Consider the following 23,903-nt stretch of genomic DNA (forward strand, 5'->3'; position numbering starts at 1 on the left):
TAATTTTACTATAAATCTTTCACTCTTTCGAGTGGGAGATTTATTTTTTACGCAAAAAGCTGTCGCACTATTTTTTAGTGCGACAGCCCCTTATTAGTTACTACAAACTTAATAATATAAAATTTTAATTAATCTTTAAATTTTAATTCTTCCTCTATCTCTTTTAAAACAGTTTTTTCATCCATATATTCTTTTACTATTTTAGATTTTATATCTGAATACTGGGAATAGTTTTTGGTACTATTTTCCAAGCTATTAATCAAACCATCTATTATATTACCTAATTCATTTGCTCTTTTTAATGCTTTTTTTATATCACCTTTTGAGGATAACGCTATTTTGTTTAAAGTATCTGCTCCCCCAATTAAAGTTCCATAGACTCCAACTAGTTTAGTTAAAAGATCAGATAGATTTCCTATATCTGAATAGTAATTTTGTATAACTCTTCTATATGTCATCCTCATCTCACCTTAAAAATTTTTCATCACTATTATATTATTAAATTTATTCTTTTAATATTCTTAAAATATATAACTTGTGATATTTTCTATTAGATTAAATATAAATTTTGCATTTAATAAAAAACTATATCCTGTCTTTTAGCACCTCTCTTTTTATTAAACAATCTAAAATCTTCATATTTATTAAAAGTTAACTCATTTTTAACTGCCTCATTTATATCGTACTTGGATTCTAACTTATCCATATATTTATTAAATTCACTTGGATATATAATTTCCATAACTTTCTTTCCTCTTATTTATAATCTTCACAATATATTTTAAAATATCCTCTTGGATATTTACATAACGGACATTTTTCTGGTGCTTCTTTTCCTTCATAGATATATCCACAATTCATACATTGCCATTTAACAATCTTATCTCTTTTATAAAGAGTTCCATTATCTAATCTTTTTAAGATAGTTGCATATCTTTTAGCATGATTCTCCTCAACTTCCCTTAACTCTTTAAAAAAATCTGCTATTTCTGGAAATCCTTCTTTTTTAGCCTCTTCCTCAAATTGTCTATAAATCTCCTTATTTTCCATCATCTCTCCCATAATAGCATCTCTTAAATTAGATTTTGAATCACCCAATAATCCTAAGTATCTACAAAATACTTCTCTAGCATGTGCCTTTTCATTATCAGCAGTTTCCGCAAAAATTTCTGCTACATATTGGTTTCCTTCACATCTAGCTTTTTCTTCATAAAAAGTATATTTATTTCTTGCTCTTGATTCCCCGGTAAATGTTTTATATAAATTTTTTTCTGTTTTTGTTCCTTTTAAACACTTCAATTTTTATTCTCCTAAATAGTATTTCTCCCTAAATATATTATTCTTAAAAAAAGTAAAAGTTACTGAATTCATAAAAAAATATAAAATTTGCATATTAGTTATAAAAAGGCACTAAATCTATCAAAATAAATTTAGTGCCTTTTTATAATTTATATTTTTACTTATTAAAAATTTTCTTCTGAAGTTTTAATGCTGTTGGTGTAATTGCAACTCCTCCTAAAGCCGTTTCCCTAAGAGAACATGGTAAACTTTTACCAACCTTATACATGGCATCTACTACTTCATCAAAAGGAACTATACTTTCAATACCACTCATAACCATATCCGCCGTAGTTAATGCGCTAACTGCACCAGACATATTTCTTTTTGCACAGGGAGCTTCAACTAGACCTGCTATAGGATCACAAACCAATCCTAAAATATTCTTAATAACTATGGCACCTGCATGCAATGCCATTTTAGGAGTTCCCCCCATCATTTCTACTATTGCCGCAGAAGCCATAGCTGCTGCAGAACCACATTCAGCTTGACATCCTCCTTCTGCTCCGGCTAAAGTAGCATTCTGAGCTATAATATTTCCTACTGCAGATGCTGTAAATAAGGCCCTAATTAATTCTTCTTCACCTTTTCCTAGTTTTTCAGCAGCGGTGATTAATGCTCCAGGTAAAATACCACAAGAACCTGCCGTTGGAGCTGCAACGACTCTTCCCATAGATGCATTAACCTCTGAACAAGATACTGCCCTAGCCATGGCTTTTATCATAACATCACCTGTTAAGCTTTGCTTTTGATTTAAATACTCATAGAGCTTAAAAGAATCTCCACCTATAAGCCCACTTATAGATTTTGTCTTATTATTTAATCCATATTCTGCAGCCTCTTGCATAACTATTAAGTTATGCTTCATCTTTTCCCATATAACCTCTTTAGGCTCATCTAAATTTTCCATTTCCATCTTAAGTGCATATTCCCATATGGTTAAATTATTTTCTTCACAAACATCTATTAATTCCTTCCCCTTGGTGACGAACATGTTTTTTCTCCTTTCGCGTGGCATTAATTTTGATTTATTTAAATATACTATTTTATCTATATTATAAACTATATAACTACATTTTTATAAACTTTATATAAAAAAAGAAAAAAATTAATAATCATAAAAACAACTTCCACCTATAAATTCTCTTAATAGAGAATTTTCAGGGACTAATTCCATATCAATTTCTCTAAAGAAATGTAAAAAGCTTTTTAATCTCCAAGCTTCATAATATACAGGAGAATTTTTTTCTACTTTTTCAAGTTCAGCTAAGGCATACTTCTTTAGTACACATATTTCATAAACTAAATTAGAATTAAACATAATATCAGATTCATCTTCAAAAACAAAAATATTTTTCTTCTCTCCTCTTTTTACTGATGGCCATCTAACTAAAGTATCTTCTGCATCGTATCCCCTAGTTAAACTATCCCTTACAATTCTTCTAACCATTCTTACATCTGTCGTAGGAATTCTATTATGATTATCTATATTTAATTGGGTTAAACAATTAATATAGATTTTAAACTTTTCATCTTTGCTTATAGATGAAGTTAATTTTTCATTTAAGCCATGAATTCCTTCTATTAAAATTATTCCATTTTTAGGGAGCTTGACTTTATCCCCTCTCCATTCTTTTTTACCTGTCTTAAAATTAAATGTTGGAATTTTTACTTCCTCACCATTTAATATTGCTTTCATGGTCCTATTAAATAATTTAATATCTAAAGCATTTATAGATTCAAAGTCATAATTTCCATCTTCGTCTTTTGGTGTAAGTTCTCTATCTACGAAAAAATCATCCATAGAAATTTGTACTGGTCTTAGACCATTAACAGCTAATTGTACAGAAAGTCGTTTTGTAAAAGTAGTTTTTCCTGAGGATGAAGGTCCTGCAATTAAAACTAATTTAGCAGTTTTCTTTTGTGAAATCATATCTGCGATATATGCAATCTTTTTCTCATGAAGTCCTTCATTTATTAATATTAATTTTTTTATATGCTTATCATCTATAATCTTATTTAATGCTCCAACATGTGGAACCTCTAAAATATCTCCCCATGCTTCGGTTTCATTAAAAATTTTAGCCAATTTATTGTGTTCTACAAATTTAGGTATTTCATTAGGTGAATCCAAAGTAGGATATCTTAAGATAAAACCTGAATTATAAGGAACTAATTCAAATGACTTAACAACTCCAGTTGAATATGCCATAGAACCATAAAAATAATCATATCTATCTTGTAACTTATATAACTTAACTTTAGATACTGAAAGTGATTCTAAAAGCATAACTTTGTCAATCATATTATAAGATCTAAATATTTCCATAGCTTTTTCTCTAGATAATTCTTCCTTATATATTGGTTCATTTGCATCTATAATTTCTCTCATTCGATTTTTTATAGCTTTAAGTTCTTGTAAAGTTAAAATATTATCTTTATGGATTTCACAATACAACCCTCTACTTAAAGAATGTTGAATATCTACTTCACATTCTTCTAACACGTCATATGCTGCCTTTACAAGTACGAATTGTAAAGTTCTAATATAGCTTCTTCTTCCTAAATCACTTTTATTTGTAATAACCTCAAAATTACCCTCTGTTTTTAATTTTTCTGTAAGTTCATAAACGTCGTCATTTACCTTAGCTAAAATAATAGGATTTTCTTTATTTATATTAAATTCTTTTACTATGTCATATAACTGAATTCCTTTTTCAACAATAACATTTTTATTTAAATCCCTTAAAAATAACTTTAATTTATCACTCATATTTATTCCTCCCATAAATCAAAAAAAATTACATATAACTTTAAAACATAGGGAACATTATAAACAAGATGTTTTAATTTACACATATTTTTTATCTTTTTAAATTATTTATAATTATTAAATTAAGTGTGGTGATATTTTTGTATATACTTCTAATTAGAACCGTTATTTTATATTTTTTAGCTTTATTAGTTGTACGTTTAATGGGTAAACGACAAATTGGAGAACTTCAACCCTTTGAAATAGTTCTAACTGTAATGGTTTCTGAACTAGCTAGTGTAGCTATGCAAGATAATAGAATTCCCTTAATTCATACCATTATTCCATTAATCGTTTTATTAATTTTACAGGTTATTACCTCCATTGTACAACTTAAAAGTGAAAAAGCAAGAGTGATTTTTTCAGGTAAACCAAGTATCTTAATAGAAAATGGTAAGATCGATGTTAATGAATTACGTTCCCAAAGAATCAATATAAATGATCTTTTAGAGGAGCTAAGATTAAAAGATATATATAATGTAGATGATGTTCAATATGCTATTTTAGAAACCAGTGGACAACTATCTATTATTCCTAAATCTGACATCGATAAAGTAACAAAACAAGATCTAAATATTAAGGTAAAACAGGAGAAAATGCCTGTCTCACTAATTCTAGATGGAAATATAAATAATGAAAATCTTAGACTAATAAATAAAGATAAAGAATGGCTTATGAACGTACTAGAAAATAAAAAGATATATTCTGCAAAAAATGTATTTCATGCTTATATTAATACAGAAGGAAAATTTATGTACCAATTAAAAGATAAAAAGAAAGGAAAGAAAAAATAATATGAAAAACAGCATTATTTCTTGTGTAATTTTTATATCCATGATATTAGGAATAATATTTTGTTTAAACTATTTAAATCAAATTTCAGCAGAAATATTTAGTTTGAATTCCGTAATAGAAGAACATATAGTTGATGAAAAATGGGATTTAGCCTATAAAGCTTCTATGTCTCTTTTAGATACCTGGAATGATCATTCAGTTTTTATTTCGATATTCACTAATGATAATGATTTGCATAGTGTAAGTGATGAAATTGTAAAACTTACTCAATACATAAGATGCAAGAATAAAGATGATTCCTTAGTAAGTGTACACTCTGTAAAGTACTTTATGAACCATATAAAAGACCTTCAAAAACCTAATATTGAAAACATATTTTAAACTTTTCTTATTATTTAATATAAAGTTTTGTGTATTTTACTTTTTTTATATATAATATAAATATAGAAAATTAACAAATTTTAATATATAATATAATTAATTATCAACAAAATTGTCCATACAGGACTTATTGAGTCCCACATGGGGTAGAAAGGTGGAATTTTCATGCCATTAGTTACAACAAAGGAAATGTTTGCAAAAGCCTTCCAAGGAGGATATGCAATTGGTGCATTTAACATTAACAATATGGAAATCGTTCAAGCTATTGTAGATGGAGCAAAAGAAAAAAATTCTCCAGTTATACTTCAAGTATCTTCTTCAGCTATGAAATATATGAGACCTACTTATTTAAAACATTTAGTTGATGCTGCTTGTGAAGAATCTGGAATAGAAATAGCTCTTCACTTAGATCATGGTCCTGATTTTGAAACTTGTAAAAAAGCTGTTGATGTAGGATTTACATCTGTTATGATTGACGGATCTCATTTCCCATTTGAAGAAAACATTAAGGTTACTAAGCAAGTCGTTGAATATGCTCATTCAAGAGGTGTAGTTGTAGAGGCAGAACTTGGTAAACTTGCTGGTGTTGAAGATGAAGTTAAGGTTGCTTCAAAAGATGCAACATATACTGATCCCGATGAAGCTGTAGAATTTGTTAAAGCAACTGGTGTTGATTCTTTAGCTATAGCTATCGGCACAAGCCATGGAGCATATAAATTTAAAGGTGATGCTAAACTAGATTTTGATAGACTTGAATTAATAACTAAAAAATTAGAAGAAAACGGATTCCACAACTTCCCAATAGTTTTACATGGTGCTTCAGCTGTTGATCCTAAATACGTTGAAATGTGTAATAACTATGGTGGAAATTTAGCAGGTGCTAAAGGTGTTCCAACAGAAATGTTAAGAAAAGCATCTTCTATGTCCGTATGTAAAATAAATATGGATACAGATTTAAGACTTGCTATGACTGGATCAATTAGAAAAATGTTTGGAGATAAACCAGAAGTATTTGATCCTAGAAAATATCTTGGCTTCTCTAGAGATAATATACAAAAACTTGTAGAAGATAAGATAGTGGATATTTTAGGTTCTGAAAATGTTTTAAATAAATAAAAAATTTATATCTTAAAATAAAAATACTGAAGTTAAGTAAACAATGCTTATCTTCAGTATTTTTTAATTCTTATTTTCTAAAAGATGATAATATAAGTTATTCTATTTTTCTATATAATTTATAACATGTTTCACTACCATGTCTATACTTCCGTCACCATTTCTTTTAATTTGAAATCTATTAAAATCTTTATAAGCTTCTTCAGTTAAATAAATATCTATATCCCCATCTATCTTTAATCTAATTCTCTTAAGCTTTTTTTCTACCCATGCTTTATCCACTGAAATATTTTCTTCTATACCAGTATCTTTTATGTAATTTACATAATGATTTGCTTTTTCTTCCTCTTCACCAAATACTTCTTTAGAAAATTCGTTTAAATCTATATTTTCTTCTTCTTTTAATGTTTCTTTTACTTTTCTTCTTATCTTTTCTGCTTTCTCTGCATTATCACTAAAGTTTTCTCTCGTCCATTGTTCCGTAGCCTGTAAAAAACCTTTAGTCATATCTCTTTCATTAGTTAAAATCTCACACCCTAAATAACTTTCTAAGAAATAATTAGTACCATAATCTTCTTTTTCCTTTTCCTTAGAACTCTTTTTCTTATCCAGGATCATCAGTTCTACTCCCTCTTCATTAGGTACTGGTTTGATAAATGCAGCCTTTTGTATTCTTTGAGAGCTTGCTGGTAATCCTGTTACTTGAGGAATTATATTAATTCCAATTTTATTTTCTACGAATTCAACTGTATGCATATAATTCTTAACATAATCCATTTTTAAAATTCCCAACATAGGTCCATATTCTGTAGAAACCGATACTATTAATAGATCACAAGAAGGTACATTGCCTTTTGATTTCATAAGAGAAAACATTTGTCTTGCAAGTTCCTTAGAAACTTCTAGAATATTATTGTGTCCTGACAAATACTCCCTTGAAATTTCCTTTACAATTCCCCTACTCTCTTTAAACTTAGCATACTTAAGCTCTTCATCTCTAAAAACTTTCTGAATGTGTTTATATAAAAAACCATATATTTCTTCTGTTAGATCTAATCCAAATTCATTTAATATAGGTTCATCAGAATTATTATCTAATATGTGAATAACCGCTTCATTAATATTAATCTCTTTTATATATTCCAAAAATTCTCCACTTCCTTTAACCTTATAATTCATATTGAAAATTATATCCTTTTACCCTCTTTCATGCAACCTCTATAAACTATATACATTGAATTTATCTACCTTAATAAAATTTATAATTATAATTTATATACACTTTGGCGTAAACTACAATATGTGTAATCTTGCTATTTAAAATTATATTTTATAACTAAGTTTTTACACATATAAATACTTTTATATGATATAATTTCAATATTAAGGAGTGATTTTGTTATGCAAGAAATGGAGACTAGAATAATAGATATAGATGTAGATAACATAAGAAAAATTGCCACTAATATAGGAGCCATTAAAGTTAAAGAAGAAAATCAAATAAATAATATTTATGATTTTGAAAATAGAAGGCTTTTAGAAAAAAAAGGTTATGCAAGAATTAGAATTATTGAAGATTTATTACATAATAAAACCATCTGTTATATGACTGTAAAAAAAATGCTTAGTCAAGAAAAATATAAGATTATGGAAGAGGCAGAAACAGAAATTTTAAATAGTGATATGGGTTCAGCTATTTTTAAATCTTTGGGCCTAAACCTTATTGAATCTATAAAAAAATATAGAGAAAGTTATAAGTATAAAAATACTTTAATAGAAATTGATATAAATGATAAAAAGTTTTGTCCTTTTCCATATATTGAAATAGAGTCTACAAGTGAAAAAGAAATCGAAGAAGTGGTTACTCTTTTAGGATATACAATGAAAGATACTACTTCTAAAAACATATATGAAATCTTAGGTGAAAAAGGCTTTACAAAGGGGCTTTAAAATGTTTGGATATGTTACTCCATGTAAAATGGAATTAAAAATGAAAGATTATGAAAAATTTAAAGCATATTATTGTGGCTTATGTAGAAGTATAAAAAAAAATTATGGTAACTTTCCTAGAATTACTTTAAATTATGATATGACCTTCTTAGCTATATTATTAGATGGTTTTTCTAAGGAAGAAAGAGAACTAGATCGAATTAGATGCATAGTTCACCCTACTGAAAAAAAAATTATTATAAAAAATAATAAAGCCATAGATTATGCCGCCTATTGTAACATCATTCTTAGCTATTATAAACTTTTAGATGATGCTAATGATGATAAGAAGCTCTCCCATAAACTAATGGGTGATTTACTAAAAAGATATTTAAAAAACAATAAAGATACTGAAAAGATAGAAACTTATATAAAAAATTCATTAAGTCAATTAAGCGCTATGGAAAGTGGAAAAATAGAAAATTTAAATTTAGATAAAATCTCTCATCCCTTTGCTGATTTAACAGGTTTTTTAATTAGTAATTATGCATTAGACAAAAATATTAAAGAAAGTTTATATTTTCTAGGGTATAATATAGGTAAATGGATTTATCTTATAGATGCTTTTGATGATTTAGAAAAAGATATGAAGGAAAATAAGTTTAATGCAATAAATAATATTTTAAATGTAAATCAGTTATCATATTTAGATTTTTCTAGTAAAATAGAAGAGAGAATAGATTTTATTTTAACAACTTGTGGAGCTAATGCCTTAAATATACTACAAAGGCTTCCTATAAAAAAAAATATAGACCTACTATATAATATAATTCAATTTGGATTAATGGAAAAAATGGATAAAGTATTTAAAAGGAGTGAAAAAAATGAGAGATCCTTATGAGGTATTACAAGTTAGACAAGGTGCATCAAGAGATGAAATAAAATCAGCTTATAAAAAATTAGCTAAACAATTTCATCCAGATCAATACGGTGATAATCCTTTAAAAGACCTAGCTGAACAAAAAATGATGGAAATAAATGAGGCTTATGAATATTTAATGAAAAATACTTCTGATAGTTATAGTCAAAGACAAAATTCCTATAATAATCAAAGTAATAACTATAATACATCAAATAATCAATCATATGATAATTCAAATGGTGATATATATCAAAGAATTAGAATGGATATCAACTCTGGAAATTTATCGGCGGCTGAGCAACAATTAAATAACGTTGCTTTTAAAGATGCTGAATGGAATTATTTAATGGGTTTAATATATCTTAGAAAAGGATGGTATGATAGTGCAAGTACTTATATAACTACTGCATTTAATTTAAATCCTTCAAATATTGAATATAGAAATGCATATAATAATTTATCTACTCAAAATAATAGTTATAGAAAAAATTATTATGGCAAAAGCACTCGTGATAATGATATGTGCGACTTATGCGTAAAACTTTGGTGTGCAGATTCTTTATGTGAATGTATGGGTGGCGACCTTATTTCTTGTTTTTAAAATTTTGTTCATAAGATTGTAAAACTTATCTTCCTTAAGCTTTATGCCCATATGAAGATAAGTTTTCTTATTAAATAAGTGAAATTAACATTTTAAGGAGAATAGAAATATATGAATAAGAAAAATTTTCTTAGTAACAATATAGCTAAGGGAGGAATTTTTACTGCTATAAGTATAATATGTCTTTACTTAAGTATTTTAATTCCTGTAAATACTCTATTTTTTCTTATAGTTGCCTCTGCTTTAATTCCACTAACTCTTTTAAGTACCAATATAAAAACAACCTTTACCGTATATGGTGCAACATCCCTTTTATCTTTAATATTAATTCCTTCTAAAGGGATCGCTCTAGGTTACATAATTTTATTTGGTATTTATGGAATTATAAAATTTTTTATAGAGTGTATAAATAAACCTTTTATAGAATTATTACTTAAATTTCTATTTTTTAATTCTTCTTTAGGAATTTTATATTGTATTTATAAAACTTTACTCTTTAAAGCTATAAACATAAATTTACCTTATTTTCTCATATTAATATTAGCTCAATTTGCTTTTATAATATTTGATTATGCTTTAACTGTATTTATTAATTATAGTGAAGATCACTTATTAAAAAGGCTAAAATAGTAAGGTTGACATAAATTTTCTTTTACACTATAATAAATTCAATATACAATTTAATATCTTATAAAAACAATGAACAAGAGTAGTAATATATAATGTGTGTAAAGAGAGCTGTTGTTTGGTGAAAAACAGAGGCACTAATATGTGAACTTGCTTGGGAGTTTATCTATGATAATAAATAGATACGGTTATTTACCGTTATTCATAACAAGTTGAGAATATATAATTTATATATTCTAATTAGAGTGGTACCGCGAATACAGCTTTCGTCTCTTATTTTGAGATGAAAGCTTTTTTTAGTTTAAAAATTATATTTATAATAAATTAAAAAAGTTAAAAGGAGGACTAATATTATGAGTTATAATACTGAAATTGATAGAAAATGGCAAAAAAAATGGGAAGAAACTGAGTTATATAAATTTGATCCTAAAAAAGAAGGAGAAAAATTATATGTTCTTGAAATGTTCTCTTACCCTTCTGGAAGTCAGTTACACGCTGGACATTGGTTTAACTATGGGCCAGTAGATTCCTGGGCTAGATTTAAAAGAATGAGAGGATATAACGTATTTCAACCAATGGGATTTGATGCTTTTGGACTTCCTGCTGAAAACTTTGCAATCAAAACTGGAATTCACCCTAAAGATTCAACTGTAAAAAATATTGCTAAAATGGAAGAGCAATTAAAAGCTATGGGTGCTATGTTCAACTGGGAAAATGAAATAGTAACTTGTGAGGAAGATTACTATAAATGGACTCAATGGTTATTCTTAAAATTATATGAAAAAGGATTGGCATATAGAAAAAATGCTCCAGTAAATTGGTGTCCTAGTTGTAATACAGTACTTGCAAATGAACAAGTAGTTGATGGTTGTTGTGAAAGATGTGATTCTGAGGTTATAAAAAAAGATCTTACTCAATGGTTCTTAAAAATAACTGATTATGCAGATGAATTACTAGAAAAATTAGATACCTTAGATTGGCCTGAAAAAACTAAATCAATGCAAAAACATTGGATAGGTAAATCAACTGGAGCTGAAGTAACTTTCAAGTTAGATGGTTCTGATTTAACTTTCAATGTGTTTACTACAAGACCAGATACTCTATTTGGTGTTTCTTATGTAGTTTTAGCACCTGAAAACAAATTAGTAGATGAAATCACTACTGAAGAAAACAAAGCTGCTGTAGATGCTTATAGAGAAGCTGCTAAAAAACAATCTGAAATAGAAAGACAATCTATTTCTAGAGAAAAAACAGGTGTATTTACAGGTGCATATGCTATTAACCCTATAAATAATAAAAAAGTACCTGTTTGGGTTGGTGACTATGTGTTAAATACATATGGTACTGGTGCTGTTATGGCTGTTCCTGCACATGATGAAAGAGACTTTGCATTTGCTACAAAATATAGCCTTCCAATAGAAAGAGTTATTGAAGGTGGGGAAACTCTTCCTTATGTCGAATCCGGTGTACTTGTAAATAGTGGAGAATTCTCTGGTTTAAATTCTGAAGAAGCCAAAAAAGCTATTGTTGATAAATTAGTGAAGGATGGTATTGGTTTATCTAAAACTAACTTTAGATTAAGAGATTGGTTAGTTTCTAGACAAAGATACTGGGGTGCTCCAATTCCTATGATTTATTGTGATAAATGTGGAATTGTACCAGTACCTGAAAAAGATCTTCCAGTAAAATTACCTTACAATGTGGAATTCACTCCTGATGGAAAATCTCCACTTGCTAAATGTGAGGAATTTGTAAATACTACTTGCCCTCATTGTGGTGGCCCTGCTCATAGAGAAGTAGATACCTTAGATACATTTGTTTGTTCTTCTTGGTATTATTTAAGATATCCTGATAACAAAAATTGTGAAAAAGCTTTTGATCCAGAACTAATTAATCAAATATTACCTGTTGATAAATACGTGGGTGGACCAGAACATGCTTGCATGCACTTACTTTATGCAAGATTCATAACTAAAGCTCTAAGAGATATGGGATATTTAAAATTTGATGAACCATTTAAATCTCTTACTCACCAAGGTTTAATACTTGGACCTGATGGACTAAAAATGAGTAAATCTAAAGGAAATACTATTTCACCTGATGATTACATTAGTAAGTATGGTTCAGATGTATTTAGAATGTATTTAATGTTCGGATTTGCTTACACTGAAGGTGGGGCTTGGAGCGACGAAACTATAAAATCTATTTCTAAATTTGTAGATAGAATAGAAAGAACTCTTGATTCATTTATTGAAGAAATAAAGAAAAATGAAAACGGAAAAGATACTATAGATAAGGCTGAAAAAGAGTTAAATTTCTGGAGACATTCTTCAATTAAAGCTGTAACTGCAGATAATGAAATTCTTCAATTTAATACTTCTATAGCTAGATTGATGGAATTTTTAAATGCATTTTCTAAATACGCAAATGAGACTTCTAAAAACTATGACTTCTTAAAAGAAACTATAATAGATTTCTTAAAACTTTTAGCTCCATTTGCACCTCATTTTGCAGAAGAAAAATGGGAAGCATTAGGTCTTAACTTCTCTATTTTCAATGAAAAATGGCCAGAATTTGATGAAAAAGCATTAATTAAAGATGAAGTTGAAATAGCAATTCAAGTTAACGGCAAAATTAAAGCTAGAATAGATATACCTTCTAATTTGGTTGAAGATGAGATAAAAGAATCTGCCTTAAATTGTGAAGAAATTAAAAAAGTTATTGAAGGAAAAACTATTAGAAAAGTTATTGTTATAAAGGGTAGACTAGTTAACATAGTAGCTAATTAGTTTTATAAAACTTTCAATTATAAAATACTTGAATATAATATAAAAAATAGTATTAAGAGAAGAATTTAATTTCTCTCTTAATACTATTTTTATAAACAATAATATTTTAATCTATTATACCATACTTCTTTTTAAATCCAGATATAAATATTTTATTTAATAAACAAACAAGCATACCTGTAACCCAAATATCTTTACCTTTTAGTAAATTTAATATACATAATAATGCTAATATAACAATACTAACTCCTGTTATGCCATCTATGATTCTTTCACATTTTATATATTTATTTATATTCTTCTTATTCTCAATATTCTTTTTCATTATTCTTGATGACAACTTATATTTACCGAAAATTGATGTGAAAATAAGTGCTATCCCAAAAATTATTATAATTAAACTTATTGATAAATTAAACATGATCTTATGCCCTATATACCTTGATTATTTTTTCTGTATTTTGAAGAAGTATACTTAACTCCATTATGTCTCCTTCTTCTAATAAAATATTTAATTGATCTCTAAATCTTGCTACTTCCGCTTTTTTACCTAAAGCTCCTAAAATAGCTAGGTTATCCGATATATTAGAAATCAAACTAGACTTAATTTCAAATAACTTTTGAGCATCTTTAATTTCCTCTTTAATATCCATCATCTCTTGATCTAACACAAATGCTGCATCTGCTGCCTTTTTTAATTTTTCTTTTATATCTGCTGGAATAGCATGTTTATATTTATAATTTAATGAATGTTCTACAGTAGCCCAAAAATTCATGGCTAAAGTTCTTATCTGAAATTCTGCTAATATTTCTTTTTCTCCCTCTGCCATATATACAGGATATTTTATAATTATATGATAACTTCTATATCCACTTACCTTAACATTAGTAACATAATCTTTTTCATAAATTATTTGCATATCTTTTCTTGATCTTATTATATTAACAACCTTTTCAATATCATCAACAAACTGACACATTACCCTTATACCAGCTATATCTTCCATCTCATACTCTATTCTATCTATAGGCATATCAAATTTATGGGCTTTTTCCAATATACTAGAAATTTCTTTAACCCTGCCTGTAACAAATTCAATAGGTGAATATTCATTTCTTCGTCTATATTCTTTTCTTATACTTTTAAATTTTGTTTTTAACTCCTCTACCGCTTGTTCATAAGGTAAAAGAAAACTCTTCCACTCCTTAACAGCCATATTACCCATCCTTTTAATTAAATTAATTTCACCAAACCTCTAAAGTTTTACAACTTTTTAAAGAATATTATAATACAACCTTATATATTATAACTATTTTAATAAATATATTGTACTACAAAAGATTGTTATTATCCATAACAAATCTTTATCATAAATTTATATTAAGGCGTGATACTAAATGAAAAATTATATTTTTAAGGGACTAGAAAAGTTAGGCTTTCAGATGAATAAAAATATAAATATCTATGAAGAAGAAGAAAGAAAAATCAAAGAAACTTGTAAAACTAAAACCAATTCTAGTGATTCTAATAGAGCAAAAACTTACTTATATCACAAAACTGTAACCTGCCCTGTATGCAAATCGACATTCAAAGCCATTGCTGTAAAATCATCAGCTTATAAGTTAAAAAATAGAGATTCCGATTTATTTATGCATTATGAATTTATAAATCCTTACTTATATGATGTTTGGGCTTGTGAAAATTGTGGATATGCAGCATTAAAAGCAGATTTTCCAAAAATTAAGAGTATAGAAATTGATTTGGTTAAAAAGAATATATGTGATCAATGGAAGAAAAAAAGTTATCCTGAAACATATGATGTGAAAATAGCTATTGAAAGATATAAATTAGCTCTTTTAAATTACGTAGTAATGAAATCTAGATCAAGTAAAAAGGGTATTGCATGTTTAAAAATAGCTTGGATGTATAGATTGCTAGATTCTCCTGAAGCTAAAGAACGAGAATTATTTTTTATGAATCAAGCTATAACTGGTCTTGAATATGCTTATCTAAATGAAGGTTTTCCTATATACGGCATGGATTCTAGCACCATAATGTATCTTTTAGGTGAACTTAATAGACGTTGTGAAAATTATGATGTCGCTCTTAAATGGTTTAGCACAGTTATAACTACACGTGGTGTAAAAGAAAGATTAAAAGATCTAGCTAGAACTCAAAAAGAACTTACTCAAGAAAGCCTAGAAAATAAACCTACATAATATTAAAATTTTACCTATAAAATAGACACTTGAAATCTATTCTATAGGATTTTTTTATCTTCTTTATATTCTTAGTACTTAAATAAATTACTTACATTAATAAAAAATAAGATGATTCTCATCTTATTTGAAAATCATCTTACTAAACATAATAATATAATTCTATATTTATTCTTTTATTAACATAGGATTAAAATTTAAATAATCTGAAGAAGTCATTATATATTTTATTCCGTCTCTTTCTTCTTCAAATACTTTTTTAAGTGATGGTCCATGTAAATGTCCATAAAGCACATACTCTACCCCATACTCTTTCAAAACTTTAACAAATTCATTATCCTCCATACCTTCATATATAGGAGGATAATGAGTCATAACTATAAATTTAGAGTATCCTTTTTTAACAGCATCATCTAAAGATAATTTTAATCTAATACACTCTCTCTTATAAATTTTATCATCATGACTAGTAAAATTATTTCCTCCAGGTAAAGTCCATCCTCTAGTACCGCATATAGCATAATCTTTATAATTAAAAGAAGTATTTTGTATAAAATTCAAATCTCCATAAAGATTATTTAATCTCTTTATCCCACTCCACCAGTAATCATGATTTCCTTTAATTAGAATCTTTTTTCCTGGTAAATTATGGATCCAATTTAAATCTTCTAATCCTTCTTCCATATTCATAGACCATGATATGTCTCCAGCAATTAAAATTGTGTCTTCTTCACTTATCTTACTTAACCAATTTTCTTTGATCTTCTCTTCATGTTTATGCCAATTATCACCAAAAATACTCATAGGCTTATCTGTTGTTAATGCTAAATGTAAATCAGAAATTGCCCATAATGCCATATAATCACCTTATTCTATTAAACTGTCTATTTCTAAAACATAGGCTAAAACACTAGCAACAGCATCATAAAGTTCTGCGGGAACATTATCTCCTACATCCACCTTAGTTAAAAGCTCTGTAAGCTCTTTATTCTCTACTATAGGTACATCACTTTCTTTGGCTTTATCTATTATTTTTTCTGCTATTTGTCCCGCACCTGCCGCTGTAACTACTGGTGCCTCATAAGTACTTTCATACTTTAAAGCAGCAGCCTTTCTTCTCTTATTCATAATCTTATCACATCCCAGATAAAAATAAAATACTTTGTTATATCAATGTATTAATTGCCATAAAACTTTGATCCTCAAAAAACTTAGCTGAATTTACTATAGTAACTTCTTCCTTCTTCTCTTCAATTATAACATTACTATAATATCCTATACCATTAAGTGTTTTTATTAATCTATCTTTATGCTTATTTAAAATTTTCATAAATTCTTTATTACATGAAATTTTAACTTCCATACTTTCATTATTGACATTAATATAATTATCAATAGATCCCATATTTAATGTTTTAACACTTGCAAAGATTTTTATACATTTACTATCAAATTTTTTCTTTTCTTTATTTTGATTTTTAATTATTAATTTAAATGGGAACTCTTTCTCCATAAGTTTTAATGGTGTGTCTAGATAATAATATTGATTAGTTAAGGAATTAAAAATTTTTACGTTATTTATAGGTGTTTGTAATTCCTGAAGAATAGCTCTTTCACTTATTTTATCAATTTTACTATCTAATTCTACAACCTTATTGATAAGTCTTTTTAATTCTGAAATTTTATTTTCTATTTCATTTTTTATTTTTTCACTTGATGTAATAATTTTTTTTACATCATCACTAAGATCTAAATCTTTTAAATTTGTATTTTTTATGGAATCACTTAAATTAAATTCTTTTTCTAAATCAAGTTCTTTTATTATAGTATCTTTTATTGAGTTATCTCCTTCTAAAATCTTAGAAAGTCCCGATAAATTTCTCATACTATCTGTATCTTTAATTGATTGTTTATCCTGCGTTACTTTAGGTTCTACAGTATTTTCTTTTTCAGTAATATCTTTTAAAAAATCTTTTATAGAATTTTCTATTTCATCTTTATTTAAAAAATTTTCTTCTATTCCATTTATATACTCTTTATTTAAAATATTACTTTCTTCTTTGTTGGAAAATGTTATATTATTTTCTTCAGTATTAACTTCAATTTTATCATTTTCTTTAAAGATATTTGAATTACCTTCTTGAACTACTTCTTTATTGACATTTCCTATATTTTTATCTATATGATTACTTGAGTTTTTTTCTATATTTTGCTGAATTTTATTTATAAAATCACTTATATCAACATCTTCTTGAGAATTAAATATATTTTGAAAGCTAACCTCTTCCCCTATATTAAAATCTAAATTACCACCTATATTCTTATTTCCTAGTGTTTCATCTAAACTATTAGATAGTTTTCCCTCTTCACTAATCACCTTTTCAAGAGAAGCTGTTATATTCTCTAAATCTTTAAATATAACTCCCTCCCCCTTTTCTATAAGTTTTAAACTATCAATATTTTCTTTACATATATCTAAATTATTTTCTTTTAGGCTTATAAGAAGATCATCTGATGTATTTTTTAATGTTTCAAAAAACTCTTTTAATGTATCACTAATAAATTTTCCCTCTGGGGATGATTCCAAAACATTATTTTTATCTAAAATAAGTTTAATTAATTTATCTTGTTCATCACTACCTTGAAGTAATCTTTCTTTCAAATCTAAAAGATTTTTAACCTCAAAAATATTATCTTTACTAAGAGTTATGTCATGTTTTAGCATTTTTTCTAATAAGGCTAAGTTCTCTTTTGTAGGCTCTAGATTTACAGCTTTTAAAACCTTTTGTAATGACCCTTCAATTTCTTTATTACCCTCTTCTTTAACAACTGTTAATTGTAGTTCATCATCAACAAAATCCTTTACTTCAAGTTTTAAAGCTTTTCCTTCCATAAATTCTGAAGGATTTTTTATTTTACCTTTAATAACCCATCCGTTATTAAGTTTTAAAGTTGCTTCTCCTGACTCTTGGTCCATTTCAGAAACCTTAGCTGTAAATTTTTCTCCTATATTAAATGAAATTTTACTTTGTAATTTCTTTTTATCTACATAATTAAGATAGTTAATACCTTGTACCTTAGCCATTAATTTTTTCCTCCAAAACTCTTTATTCTTTATTTATTATCGTCCTTTATACGAAAATAATTTAATAATAAACCTTATTAATTTGTAATAATATAGATAAAAAAATAAAACATATCTTCTTTATTATCTAATTTAATAAAAATTAAGATAAACCAAAAATATGTTTTAGATAAAACTTAAAATTACTTATTTAAAATAATTCTATAAAATTTCTTTTTACCCTTCTTAACTAATGCTTCTCCATCCTTTAAATTCTCTGATGTAAATACTGCATTTACATCAGTAATTTTTTCATCATTTATATATAATCCACCTTGTTCTATTAATCTTCTACCTTCTTTTTTAGATGGAATAACTTCACCTTTTAATAGAATATCTAATACTGAAGAATTAAGCATATCTTCTGTTATATTCACTGTTGGAGCATTACTCATATCTCCGCCTGCTCCAAATAAAGCTTCTGCAGCCGCTTGTGCTTTTTGTGCTTCTTCTTCACCATGAATTAATTTAGTAACTTCGAAAGCTAAAACTTTTTTTGCTTCATTTATAGCAGACCCCTCTAAGGATGCTAATCTTTTAACTTCGTCCATTGGAATAAATGTTAATAATGATAAGCACTTTTCAACATCATTATCTGCTACATTTCTCCAATATTGATAGAATTCATATGGGGATGTTTTTTCTGGATCTAACCATAATGCACCATTAGCTGTTTTACCCATTTTTTTACCTTCACTATTTGTAAGAAGAGAACAAGTCATAGCATAAGCTCTCTTACCTTCTTTTCTTCTAATTAAATCAGCCCCAGCTAACATATTAGACCATTGGTCATCTCCACCTAATTCCATCATACAATCATATCTCTTATTCAATTCTAAGAAGTCATATCCTTGCATCAACATATAGTTAAATTCTAAGAAAGATAACCCTTTTTCTAATCTTTGTTTAAAACATTCTGCTGTAAGCATTTTATTTACTGAGAAATGCATTCCTATATCTCTTATGAATTCTACATAATTTAAATCTAAAAGCCAATCAGCATTATTTACTAGTATAGCTTTATCATCACTAAAATCTATTAATCTTGAAAGTTGTTTTTTTATGCTATCGACATTATGTTGTATTTGTTCTTTAGTAAGCATTTTTCTCATATCAGTTCTTCCTGATGGATCTCCGATTAATGCTGTTCCTCCACCAACCAAAGCAATTGGTCTATGTCCTGCTTGTTGCATATGAGCCATAAACATCATAGCTATAAAGTGTCCTACATGTAAACTATCTGCTGTTGGATCAAACCCTATATAAAAAGTTACTTTTTCCTCTCCTAATATATCTCTAATTTCTTCATGAGTTACTTGCTTAATGTAACCACGTTCCATTAAGGTATCATATACATTTGCCATTATTTTTCCTCCAACTCTTAAGGTTTTCACTAATTTTCTACTTATTTAATTATATCTATTATTTTATAATTTGCAAACATAGAAGAATACTCATTTTATAATTTATATTTCTTTATTTTGATATTTTAGGGAAAGATTTTTTTTCTCCAAAAGCATCTATCTTAACATTAACACTTAACTTCAGTTGTGCATTTTTTATAGCCTCCTCACCCATATCAATTCCATATTTTCTATAAACATCTTCACCTATATTAAATATATCAATACCTTTTTCTTGAAATTTATTAAATATACTCATAGAATACATCTTTATATTTTTTTCTGCATAGGACTTTAATTCTGAGAGTGTTTTATCATCCACAACTAATTCTTTTTGTATTTCCGATAATAAAACCCTTACATTAATATCCTTATCTAAAATTATTTTATCTCCTTCTTTTTTTATTTTAGTCTTAGTTTTACTATTTCGTATTTCTAAAGAAACAAATTTATCTTTTTCTTTAGGATTAGTAACCTCTAAACTACCACTTTTAATATTATTCATCAAAAAGTTATACCCTTGGCCTTCATTAATTTCAATACCTGCAACAAGTTTTTCATCTTTAATAACTGCATCTCCCATAATTTGAAGTGAATCTCCTGGTCCTATTTTTTCTTTTGAAAGCCCTATTATAGGAATTACATTGCAATTATTTATGAAGTTTTTCTTATTTAAATATTCATTAAAACTACTTAAAGTTACCCTAGAAGAAGTTTTTATATTCTTTACTAATTGATCAATAAATGTTCCTATATATTGTTCTGATTTTAATTCGCAGGTTAAAATTTTTTGTGGATCTCCATTTAACATTACTATATATGGTCTTAATAATGCTTCTTCATCTCTATCAAAAAAATCAGTAAAATTATCTAGTCCATACTTCATTGTTCTTTCTGTAAACATTAATACTTTATTTTGTCCATAATTAACCTTAAAACTTGTTATAGATGCTAAATTTCTAACTGCTTCAAAAACTGTTTTTCCTTTCCCTTTTAATACTAATCTTTGTCCTTGTATAGAATTACTTTGCTCTTTATTTGCCCTGAATCCTTCAACATATAAAAGTGTGTTTTTATTTTCATCTATATCAACAATAACCGCTGTAGCAAAAATAACCTTATCTATATCCTTATAATTAAAACATCCCCCCAACAAAAAAGAACATAAACAAATTATAGCTAAAATTCTTTTTTTCATTATTCTTCATCCTTTTTAAGAAAATCTTTTGATATATTTTTTAATTTTCCTCTAAATATTATATCTCTCAATTTATAATCACTAGTAGTTGTTAATGGGAATAAATATGGATAGTCACAACTTTTTAATGATCCTACACTACTTATCAGTACAAAAAAACCGAGATAAAATCCGGGCAAACCAAGTAATGCAGAAAATCCTATGATAATTAAACTCCATATAGCTATTGAATTGTATAACTTAGGAGTTAATGATGTTGCAATAGAGCAAAGTGCTACAATAATTACTGTACTTTCAGATGCAAGACCTGCACCTACAGCCGCTTCTCCTAAAATTAAAGATCCAACAATACTAATAGAACTGCCTACAGGTACTGGAATTCTTAATCCCGCCTCTCTTAATAGTTGAAAAAAAGATATCATAAGTAGCAATTCTACTATGGTAGGAAAAGGAACTCCGGCCCTTGAATTGGCTAATCTAAATACAAAAATAGTAGGAATTAAAGAAAAATGATATGTAGTGATAGCTAAATACATACCTGGAAGCAAAATAGATATAAAAAATGCTATCCATCTTTGCATTCTTATAAAATTGACAAAATGCTTGTTAAAATAATAATCATCAGGACTTTGAAAGTTTTCTATAAAAAAATATGGCAATGTTAATACAGCAGGTGTACCATCTACAATTATTGCTATTCTTCCTTCAAATAATTGTGATGCTATAATATCCGGTTTTTCACTATAACCCGAAGTTTCAAAAACTGAACTACGTCTATTTAACCCTTCTTCAATATAATTTATATCTAAAATAAAATCTAATTCAGATGTTTGAAGTTTATTTCGAATATAAGAGACTATTTTTGTAGGCGCCACATCTTTTATATAACACAATGCTACCGAAGTATTAGAATTTTTTCCAACTATAAAAGTTTCAAATTTTAAATTTTCATTTTTTACTTTTCTTCTAATTAAAGATACATTATCAACTATGGTTTCAGTAAATCCTTCTCTAGGACCTTTTATGACTGCCTCCGCTGGTGGTACACTGACAGATCTTCTAACGAATCCTTTTGCCTCACAAAATAATATATCATTAAAGTAATTTGAAATAATGATTAGATCTCCTGATAATATATGCAATATTATTTCTTTTTCTTTTTCAACTTCTCCAACTATACTAGCATCTAAAAGCTGGTTTTTAATTATATTTCCATCTATTTTCCCTTCATATGAAATTATTGGTTTTACAATGTAATCTGCTATATATTTAGTATCACAAAGGTTATCAATAAAAACAAAATTAATCATCCCTTCATCTTTAATGATTTTTCTCCACTTTAAGTCAAAGTTACCTTTTAATGTATTTTCTATGGATTTAATTTTATCATCATTCATATATATCACCACGTACTTATTATTTTTATGGGTATTTATTCTTAATTTTTTGTTAATACTATAAAAGTATAATTTTTTTAAAGGAGTAATTTATATGACAAAAATCTCTGAAAAGCATATTATAGTATTTATATTAATATTGACCTCTATATCCATGAAGACCTTTTCAAATATATTTATGATGAATGGTCTAAGAGATTCATGGATATCTGTTATTATTGCTTCAATATTAATACTTATATTTTCTCTATTTTTAATAAAAGTATGTAAGAATACTGAAACTTATAATATAAAAGTTTTATACTACAATGCATTTGGAAAATTTTTTGGTAGCTTTTTTTTATTTACCTTCTTAATCGCCGTATTTTTAACATTAATAGAATGTAATTCTGGACTTTCTAATTCTATTCATGAAACTATGTTTACAGAAACCCCTACGTGGTATATATCTTTATTTTTCACATTATGTGCACTTTATACCATAAAAAAAGGATTTAATTCAATTTTAAGTGTTAGTATAATTTCCCTATTTTTCATAGTTATATCTGGAATTATTCTATTCTTTTTAACCTTAAAATTAAAACATCCTGTATATCTAAAACCTATATTTGAACATGGTATTACCCCAAATTTTATACTAAGTATTTTTCAAGCCTTAGGTATGTATGGATTCTTCACTATAATAATTTGTTTTTTCCCTATGTTACAGAATAAAAAAAATCTTAAAAAAACTGTTTTTATATCTTTATTATTTATTATTCAAATGCAAATAGTATCTATAACTGGTTTAATATCAAGCTTCGGATATAAAAGGACATTAAATATTTGGTATCCAAAGCTTATACAAACCCAACCTGTTGTATACTTAAATTACTTAGAGAACTCAGAATTTTTTACTATTTTTAAATTAGTAGGTGGTATGTTTTCAAAATACATAGTTTGTTTCTATGCATTAAATAAACTTTTACAAGACTTCAATATGTATAAAAAACATTCCAATGAAATAATTTCCGTATTAGTATTTATACTTTCTTATTTCTCAAGCAATAACTGTTATACTTTATTCAAATTATTAAATATTTTTAATTACTACATTCTAATAACATTAATATTTATCCCTTTTATATGTTGTATAATTTTATATGTGAAAGATAAATTTAATAACAAAAAAACCAAAAAAAGTAATACTAAAAATAAACCTTTAAAGGAAAACTAATTTTGTAATTTATTTTAGTCTTATTCAGGAGGTTA

Annotated in this window: 24 protein-coding genes and 1 other annotated feature; of the genes, 10 read left to right on the plus strand and 14 right to left on the minus strand. The window is 26.8% G+C overall.

Annotation, left to right across the window (positions count from 1 at the left end):
• Positions 1 to 128: 128 nt before the first annotated feature.
• From QOZ93_RS08335 to QOZ93_RS08355, 5 genes are all read right to left on the minus strand, one after another.
• Positions 129 to 458, minus strand: coding sequence for a hypothetical protein (locus QOZ93_RS08335; RefSeq protein WP_111940950.1), 330 nt, complete (start codon positions 456 to 458; stop codon positions 129 to 131).
• 116 nt (positions 459 to 574) lie between these two features.
• On the minus strand, positions 575 to 742 hold the full coding sequence (locus QOZ93_RS08340) for a hypothetical protein (protein WP_307355858.1): 168 nt from the start codon (positions 740 to 742) through the stop codon (positions 575 to 577).
• 14 nt (positions 743 to 756) lie between these two features.
• Complete coding sequence (locus QOZ93_RS08345) at positions 757 to 1,299, minus strand: rubrerythrin family protein (protein WP_111940948.1); 543 nt, start codon at positions 1,297 to 1,299, stop codon at positions 757 to 759.
• Between the two features lie 157 nt (positions 1,300 to 1,456).
• Positions 1,457 to 2,332, minus strand: a complete 876-nt coding sequence (gene sdaAA / locus QOZ93_RS08350; RefSeq protein WP_307355859.1) for an L-serine ammonia-lyase, iron-sulfur-dependent, subunit alpha — start codon at positions 2,330 to 2,332, stop codon at positions 1,457 to 1,459.
• Between the two features lie 114 nt (positions 2,333 to 2,446).
• A complete protein-coding gene (locus QOZ93_RS08355) occupies positions 2,447 to 4,111 on the minus strand; it encodes a nucleoside kinase (protein ID WP_307355860.1) in 1,665 nt (554 codons plus the stop codon).
• Positions 4,112 to 4,251: 140 nt separating this feature from the next.
• On the opposite strand from QOZ93_RS08355, the gene QOZ93_RS08360 reads away from it, so the two are divergent.
• The 3 genes from QOZ93_RS08360 to fba all read left to right on the plus strand — a co-directional run bounded on the left by QOZ93_RS08360 (position 4,252) and on the right by fba (position 6,442).
• On the plus strand, positions 4,252 to 4,944 hold the full coding sequence (locus QOZ93_RS08360; RefSeq protein ID WP_111940942.1) for a DUF421 domain-containing protein: 693 nt from the start codon (positions 4,252 to 4,254) through the stop codon (positions 4,942 to 4,944).
• Between the two features lies 1 nt (position 4,945).
• Positions 4,946 to 5,326 (plus strand): DUF4363 family protein, encoded by a 381-nt coding sequence (locus QOZ93_RS08365; RefSeq protein WP_307355861.1) that lies wholly within the window; start codon positions 4,946 to 4,948, stop codon positions 5,324 to 5,326.
• A gap of 165 nt (positions 5,327 to 5,491) precedes the next feature.
• A complete protein-coding gene (gene fba, locus QOZ93_RS08370; protein WP_307355863.1) occupies positions 5,492 to 6,442 on the plus strand; it encodes a class II fructose-1,6-bisphosphate aldolase in 951 nt (316 codons plus the stop codon).
• Between the two features lie 102 nt (positions 6,443 to 6,544).
• Here fba and QOZ93_RS08375 read toward each other — a convergent pair whose 3' ends face one another.
• Positions 6,545 to 7,588 carry a nucleoid-associated protein gene (locus tag QOZ93_RS08375; protein WP_307355929.1) on the minus strand — a complete coding sequence of 348 codons (1,044 nt, stop codon included), beginning with the start codon at positions 7,586 to 7,588 and terminating at the stop codon, positions 6,545 to 6,547.
• Positions 7,589 to 7,843: 255 nt separating this feature from the next.
• Between QOZ93_RS08375 and QOZ93_RS08380 the strand changes: the two genes are divergently transcribed.
• The 5 genes from QOZ93_RS08380 (at position 7,844) to leuS (ending at position 13,310) form a co-directional block, all read left to right on the plus strand.
• On the plus strand, positions 7,844 to 8,392 hold the full coding sequence (locus QOZ93_RS08380; protein WP_307355864.1) for a class IV adenylate cyclase: 549 nt from the start codon (positions 7,844 to 7,846) through the stop codon (positions 8,390 to 8,392).
• Position 8,393: 1 nt separating this feature from the next.
• Entirely contained in the window at positions 8,394 to 9,272 is an 879-nt protein-coding gene (locus QOZ93_RS08385) for a DUF5685 family protein (RefSeq protein WP_307355865.1), read from the plus strand.
• Positions 9,256 to 9,894 (plus strand): J domain-containing protein, encoded by a 639-nt coding sequence (locus QOZ93_RS08390; protein ID WP_307355866.1) that lies wholly within the window; start codon positions 9,256 to 9,258, stop codon positions 9,892 to 9,894. The genes QOZ93_RS08385 and QOZ93_RS08390 overlap by 17 nt, the downstream gene beginning before the upstream one ends.
• A 111-nt stretch (positions 9,895 to 10,005) precedes the next feature.
• The gene (locus tag QOZ93_RS08395; protein WP_307355867.1) at positions 10,006 to 10,524 is read left to right on the plus strand and encodes a hypothetical protein; all 519 of its coding nucleotides are present in this window, start codon (positions 10,006 to 10,008) and stop codon (positions 10,522 to 10,524) included.
• Positions 10,525 to 10,584: 60 nt separating this feature from the next.
• Positions 10,585 to 10,798 (plus strand) — a binding site (T-box leader).
• A gap of 76 nt (positions 10,799 to 10,874) precedes the next feature.
• Positions 10,875 to 13,310, plus strand: a complete 2,436-nt coding sequence (gene leuS, locus QOZ93_RS08400) for a leucine--tRNA ligase (RefSeq protein WP_422723878.1) — start codon at positions 10,875 to 10,877, stop codon at positions 13,308 to 13,310.
• A 106-nt stretch (positions 13,311 to 13,416) separates the two neighbouring features.
• Here leuS and QOZ93_RS08405 read toward each other — a convergent pair whose 3' ends face one another.
• Both QOZ93_RS08405 and yjbM read right to left on the minus strand, forming a co-directional pair.
• Complete coding sequence (locus QOZ93_RS08405) at positions 13,417 to 13,731, minus strand: hypothetical protein (RefSeq protein WP_307355868.1); 315 nt, start codon at positions 13,729 to 13,731, stop codon at positions 13,417 to 13,419.
• Positions 13,732 to 13,735: 4 nt separating this feature from the next.
• Positions 13,736 to 14,527 carry a GTP diphosphokinase gene (gene yjbM, locus QOZ93_RS08410; RefSeq protein WP_307355870.1) on the minus strand — a complete coding sequence of 264 codons (792 nt, stop codon included), beginning with the start codon at positions 14,525 to 14,527 and terminating at the stop codon, positions 13,736 to 13,738.
• 181 nt (positions 14,528 to 14,708) lie between these two features.
• Here yjbM and QOZ93_RS08415 point away from each other — a divergent pair, with 181 nt between their 5' ends.
• Positions 14,709 to 15,530, plus strand: a complete 822-nt coding sequence (locus QOZ93_RS08415) for a DUF2225 domain-containing protein (RefSeq protein WP_307355871.1) — start codon at positions 14,709 to 14,711, stop codon at positions 15,528 to 15,530.
• Between the two features lie 168 nt (positions 15,531 to 15,698).
• On the opposite strand, the gene QOZ93_RS08420 is transcribed toward QOZ93_RS08415, so the two are convergent.
• The 6 genes from QOZ93_RS08420 to QOZ93_RS08445 form a co-directional block, all read right to left on the minus strand.
• A complete protein-coding gene (locus tag QOZ93_RS08420; protein ID WP_307355872.1) occupies positions 15,699 to 16,388 on the minus strand; it encodes a metallophosphoesterase in 690 nt (229 codons plus the stop codon).
• A gap of 9 nt (positions 16,389 to 16,397) precedes the next feature.
• A complete protein-coding gene (locus tag QOZ93_RS08425; protein ID WP_111940922.1) occupies positions 16,398 to 16,658 on the minus strand; it encodes an EscU/YscU/HrcU family type III secretion system export apparatus switch protein in 261 nt (86 codons plus the stop codon).
• A 37-nt stretch (positions 16,659 to 16,695) separates the two neighbouring features.
• Complete coding sequence (locus QOZ93_RS08430; protein ID WP_307355873.1) at positions 16,696 to 18,615, minus strand: hypothetical protein; 1,920 nt, start codon at positions 18,613 to 18,615, stop codon at positions 16,696 to 16,698.
• A gap of 182 nt (positions 18,616 to 18,797) precedes the next feature.
• Positions 18,798 to 20,018 carry a tyrosine--tRNA ligase gene (gene tyrS, locus QOZ93_RS08435; RefSeq protein WP_111940918.1) on the minus strand — a complete coding sequence of 407 codons (1,221 nt, stop codon included), beginning with the start codon at positions 20,016 to 20,018 and terminating at the stop codon, positions 18,798 to 18,800.
• A gap of 112 nt (positions 20,019 to 20,130) precedes the next feature.
• Complete coding sequence (locus tag QOZ93_RS08440; protein ID WP_111940916.1) at positions 20,131 to 21,255, minus strand: Ger(x)C family spore germination protein; 1,125 nt, start codon at positions 21,253 to 21,255, stop codon at positions 20,131 to 20,133.
• Positions 21,255 to 22,652 carry a spore germination protein gene (locus QOZ93_RS08445; RefSeq protein ID WP_307355874.1) on the minus strand — a complete coding sequence of 466 codons (1,398 nt, stop codon included), beginning with the start codon at positions 22,650 to 22,652 and terminating at the stop codon, positions 21,255 to 21,257. The genes QOZ93_RS08440 and QOZ93_RS08445 overlap by 1 nt, the downstream gene beginning before the upstream one ends.
• A gap of 94 nt (positions 22,653 to 22,746) precedes the next feature.
• On the opposite strand from QOZ93_RS08445, the gene QOZ93_RS08450 reads away from it, so the two are divergent.
• Entirely contained in the window at positions 22,747 to 23,868 is a 1,122-nt protein-coding gene (locus tag QOZ93_RS08450) for an endospore germination permease (protein ID WP_307355875.1), read from the plus strand.
• Positions 23,869 to 23,903 lie beyond the last annotated feature (35 nt).

This window comes from Hathewaya limosa (assembly GCF_030815255.1).
Classification (GTDB): Bacteria; Bacillota; Clostridia; order Clostridiales; family Clostridiaceae; genus Hathewaya; species Hathewaya limosa.

Excerpts from the sequence above, each read along its gene's own strand:
- QOZ93_RS08430 (WP_307355873.1), bottom strand. The coding sequence starts at position 18,615 with ATGGCTAAGGTACAAGGTATTAACTATCTTAATTATGTAGATAAAAAG.
- tyrS (WP_111940918.1), bottom strand. The coding sequence starts at position 20,018 with ATGGCAAATGTATATGATACCTTAATGGAACGTGGTTACATTAAGCAA.
- QOZ93_RS08355 (WP_307355860.1), bottom strand. The coding sequence starts at position 4,111 with ATGAGTGATAAATTAAAGTTATTTTTAAGGGATTTAAATAAAAATGTT.
- QOZ93_RS08395 (WP_307355867.1), top strand. The coding sequence starts at position 10,006 with ATGAATAAGAAAAATTTTCTTAGTAACAATATAGCTAAGGGAGGAATT.
- leuS (WP_422723878.1), top strand. The coding sequence starts at position 10,875 with ATGAGTTATAATACTGAAATTGATAGAAAATGGCAAAAAAAATGGGAA.
- QOZ93_RS08340 (WP_307355858.1), bottom strand. The coding sequence starts at position 742 with ATGGAAATTATATATCCAAGTGAATTTAATAAATATATGGATAAGTTA.
- QOZ93_RS08365 (WP_307355861.1), top strand. The coding sequence starts at position 4,946 with ATGAAAAACAGCATTATTTCTTGTGTAATTTTTATATCCATGATATTA.
- QOZ93_RS08425 (WP_111940922.1), bottom strand. The coding sequence starts at position 16,658 with ATGAATAAGAGAAGAAAGGCTGCTGCTTTAAAGTATGAAAGTACTTAT.
- QOZ93_RS08450 (WP_307355875.1), top strand. The coding sequence starts at position 22,747 with ATGACAAAAATCTCTGAAAAGCATATTATAGTATTTATATTAATATTG.
- QOZ93_RS08335 (WP_111940950.1), bottom strand. The coding sequence starts at position 458 with ATGACATATAGAAGAGTTATACAAAATTACTATTCAGATATAGGAAAT.
- QOZ93_RS08385 (WP_307355865.1), top strand. The coding sequence starts at position 8,394 with ATGTTTGGATATGTTACTCCATGTAAAATGGAATTAAAAATGAAAGAT.
- QOZ93_RS08390 (WP_307355866.1), top strand. The coding sequence starts at position 9,256 with ATGAGAGATCCTTATGAGGTATTACAAGTTAGACAAGGTGCATCAAGA.
- yjbM (WP_307355870.1), bottom strand. The coding sequence starts at position 14,527 with ATGGCTGTTAAGGAGTGGAAGAGTTTTCTTTTACCTTATGAACAAGCG.
- QOZ93_RS08405 (WP_307355868.1), bottom strand. The coding sequence starts at position 13,731 with ATGTTTAATTTATCAATAAGTTTAATTATAATAATTTTTGGGATAGCA.
- sdaAA (WP_307355859.1), bottom strand. The coding sequence starts at position 2,332 with ATGTTCGTCACCAAGGGGAAGGAATTAATAGATGTTTGTGAAGAAAAT.
- QOZ93_RS08445 (WP_307355874.1), bottom strand. The coding sequence starts at position 22,652 with ATGAATGATGATAAAATTAAATCCATAGAAAATACATTAAAAGGTAAC.
- QOZ93_RS08380 (WP_307355864.1), top strand. The coding sequence starts at position 7,844 with ATGCAAGAAATGGAGACTAGAATAATAGATATAGATGTAGATAACATA.
- QOZ93_RS08440 (WP_111940916.1), bottom strand. The coding sequence starts at position 21,255 with ATGAAAAAAAGAATTTTAGCTATAATTTGTTTATGTTCTTTTTTGTTG.
- QOZ93_RS08415 (WP_307355871.1), top strand. The coding sequence starts at position 14,709 with ATGAAAAATTATATTTTTAAGGGACTAGAAAAGTTAGGCTTTCAGATG.
- fba (WP_307355863.1), top strand. The coding sequence starts at position 5,492 with ATGCCATTAGTTACAACAAAGGAAATGTTTGCAAAAGCCTTCCAAGGA.
- QOZ93_RS08420 (WP_307355872.1), bottom strand. The coding sequence starts at position 16,388 with ATGGCATTATGGGCAATTTCTGATTTACATTTAGCATTAACAACAGAT.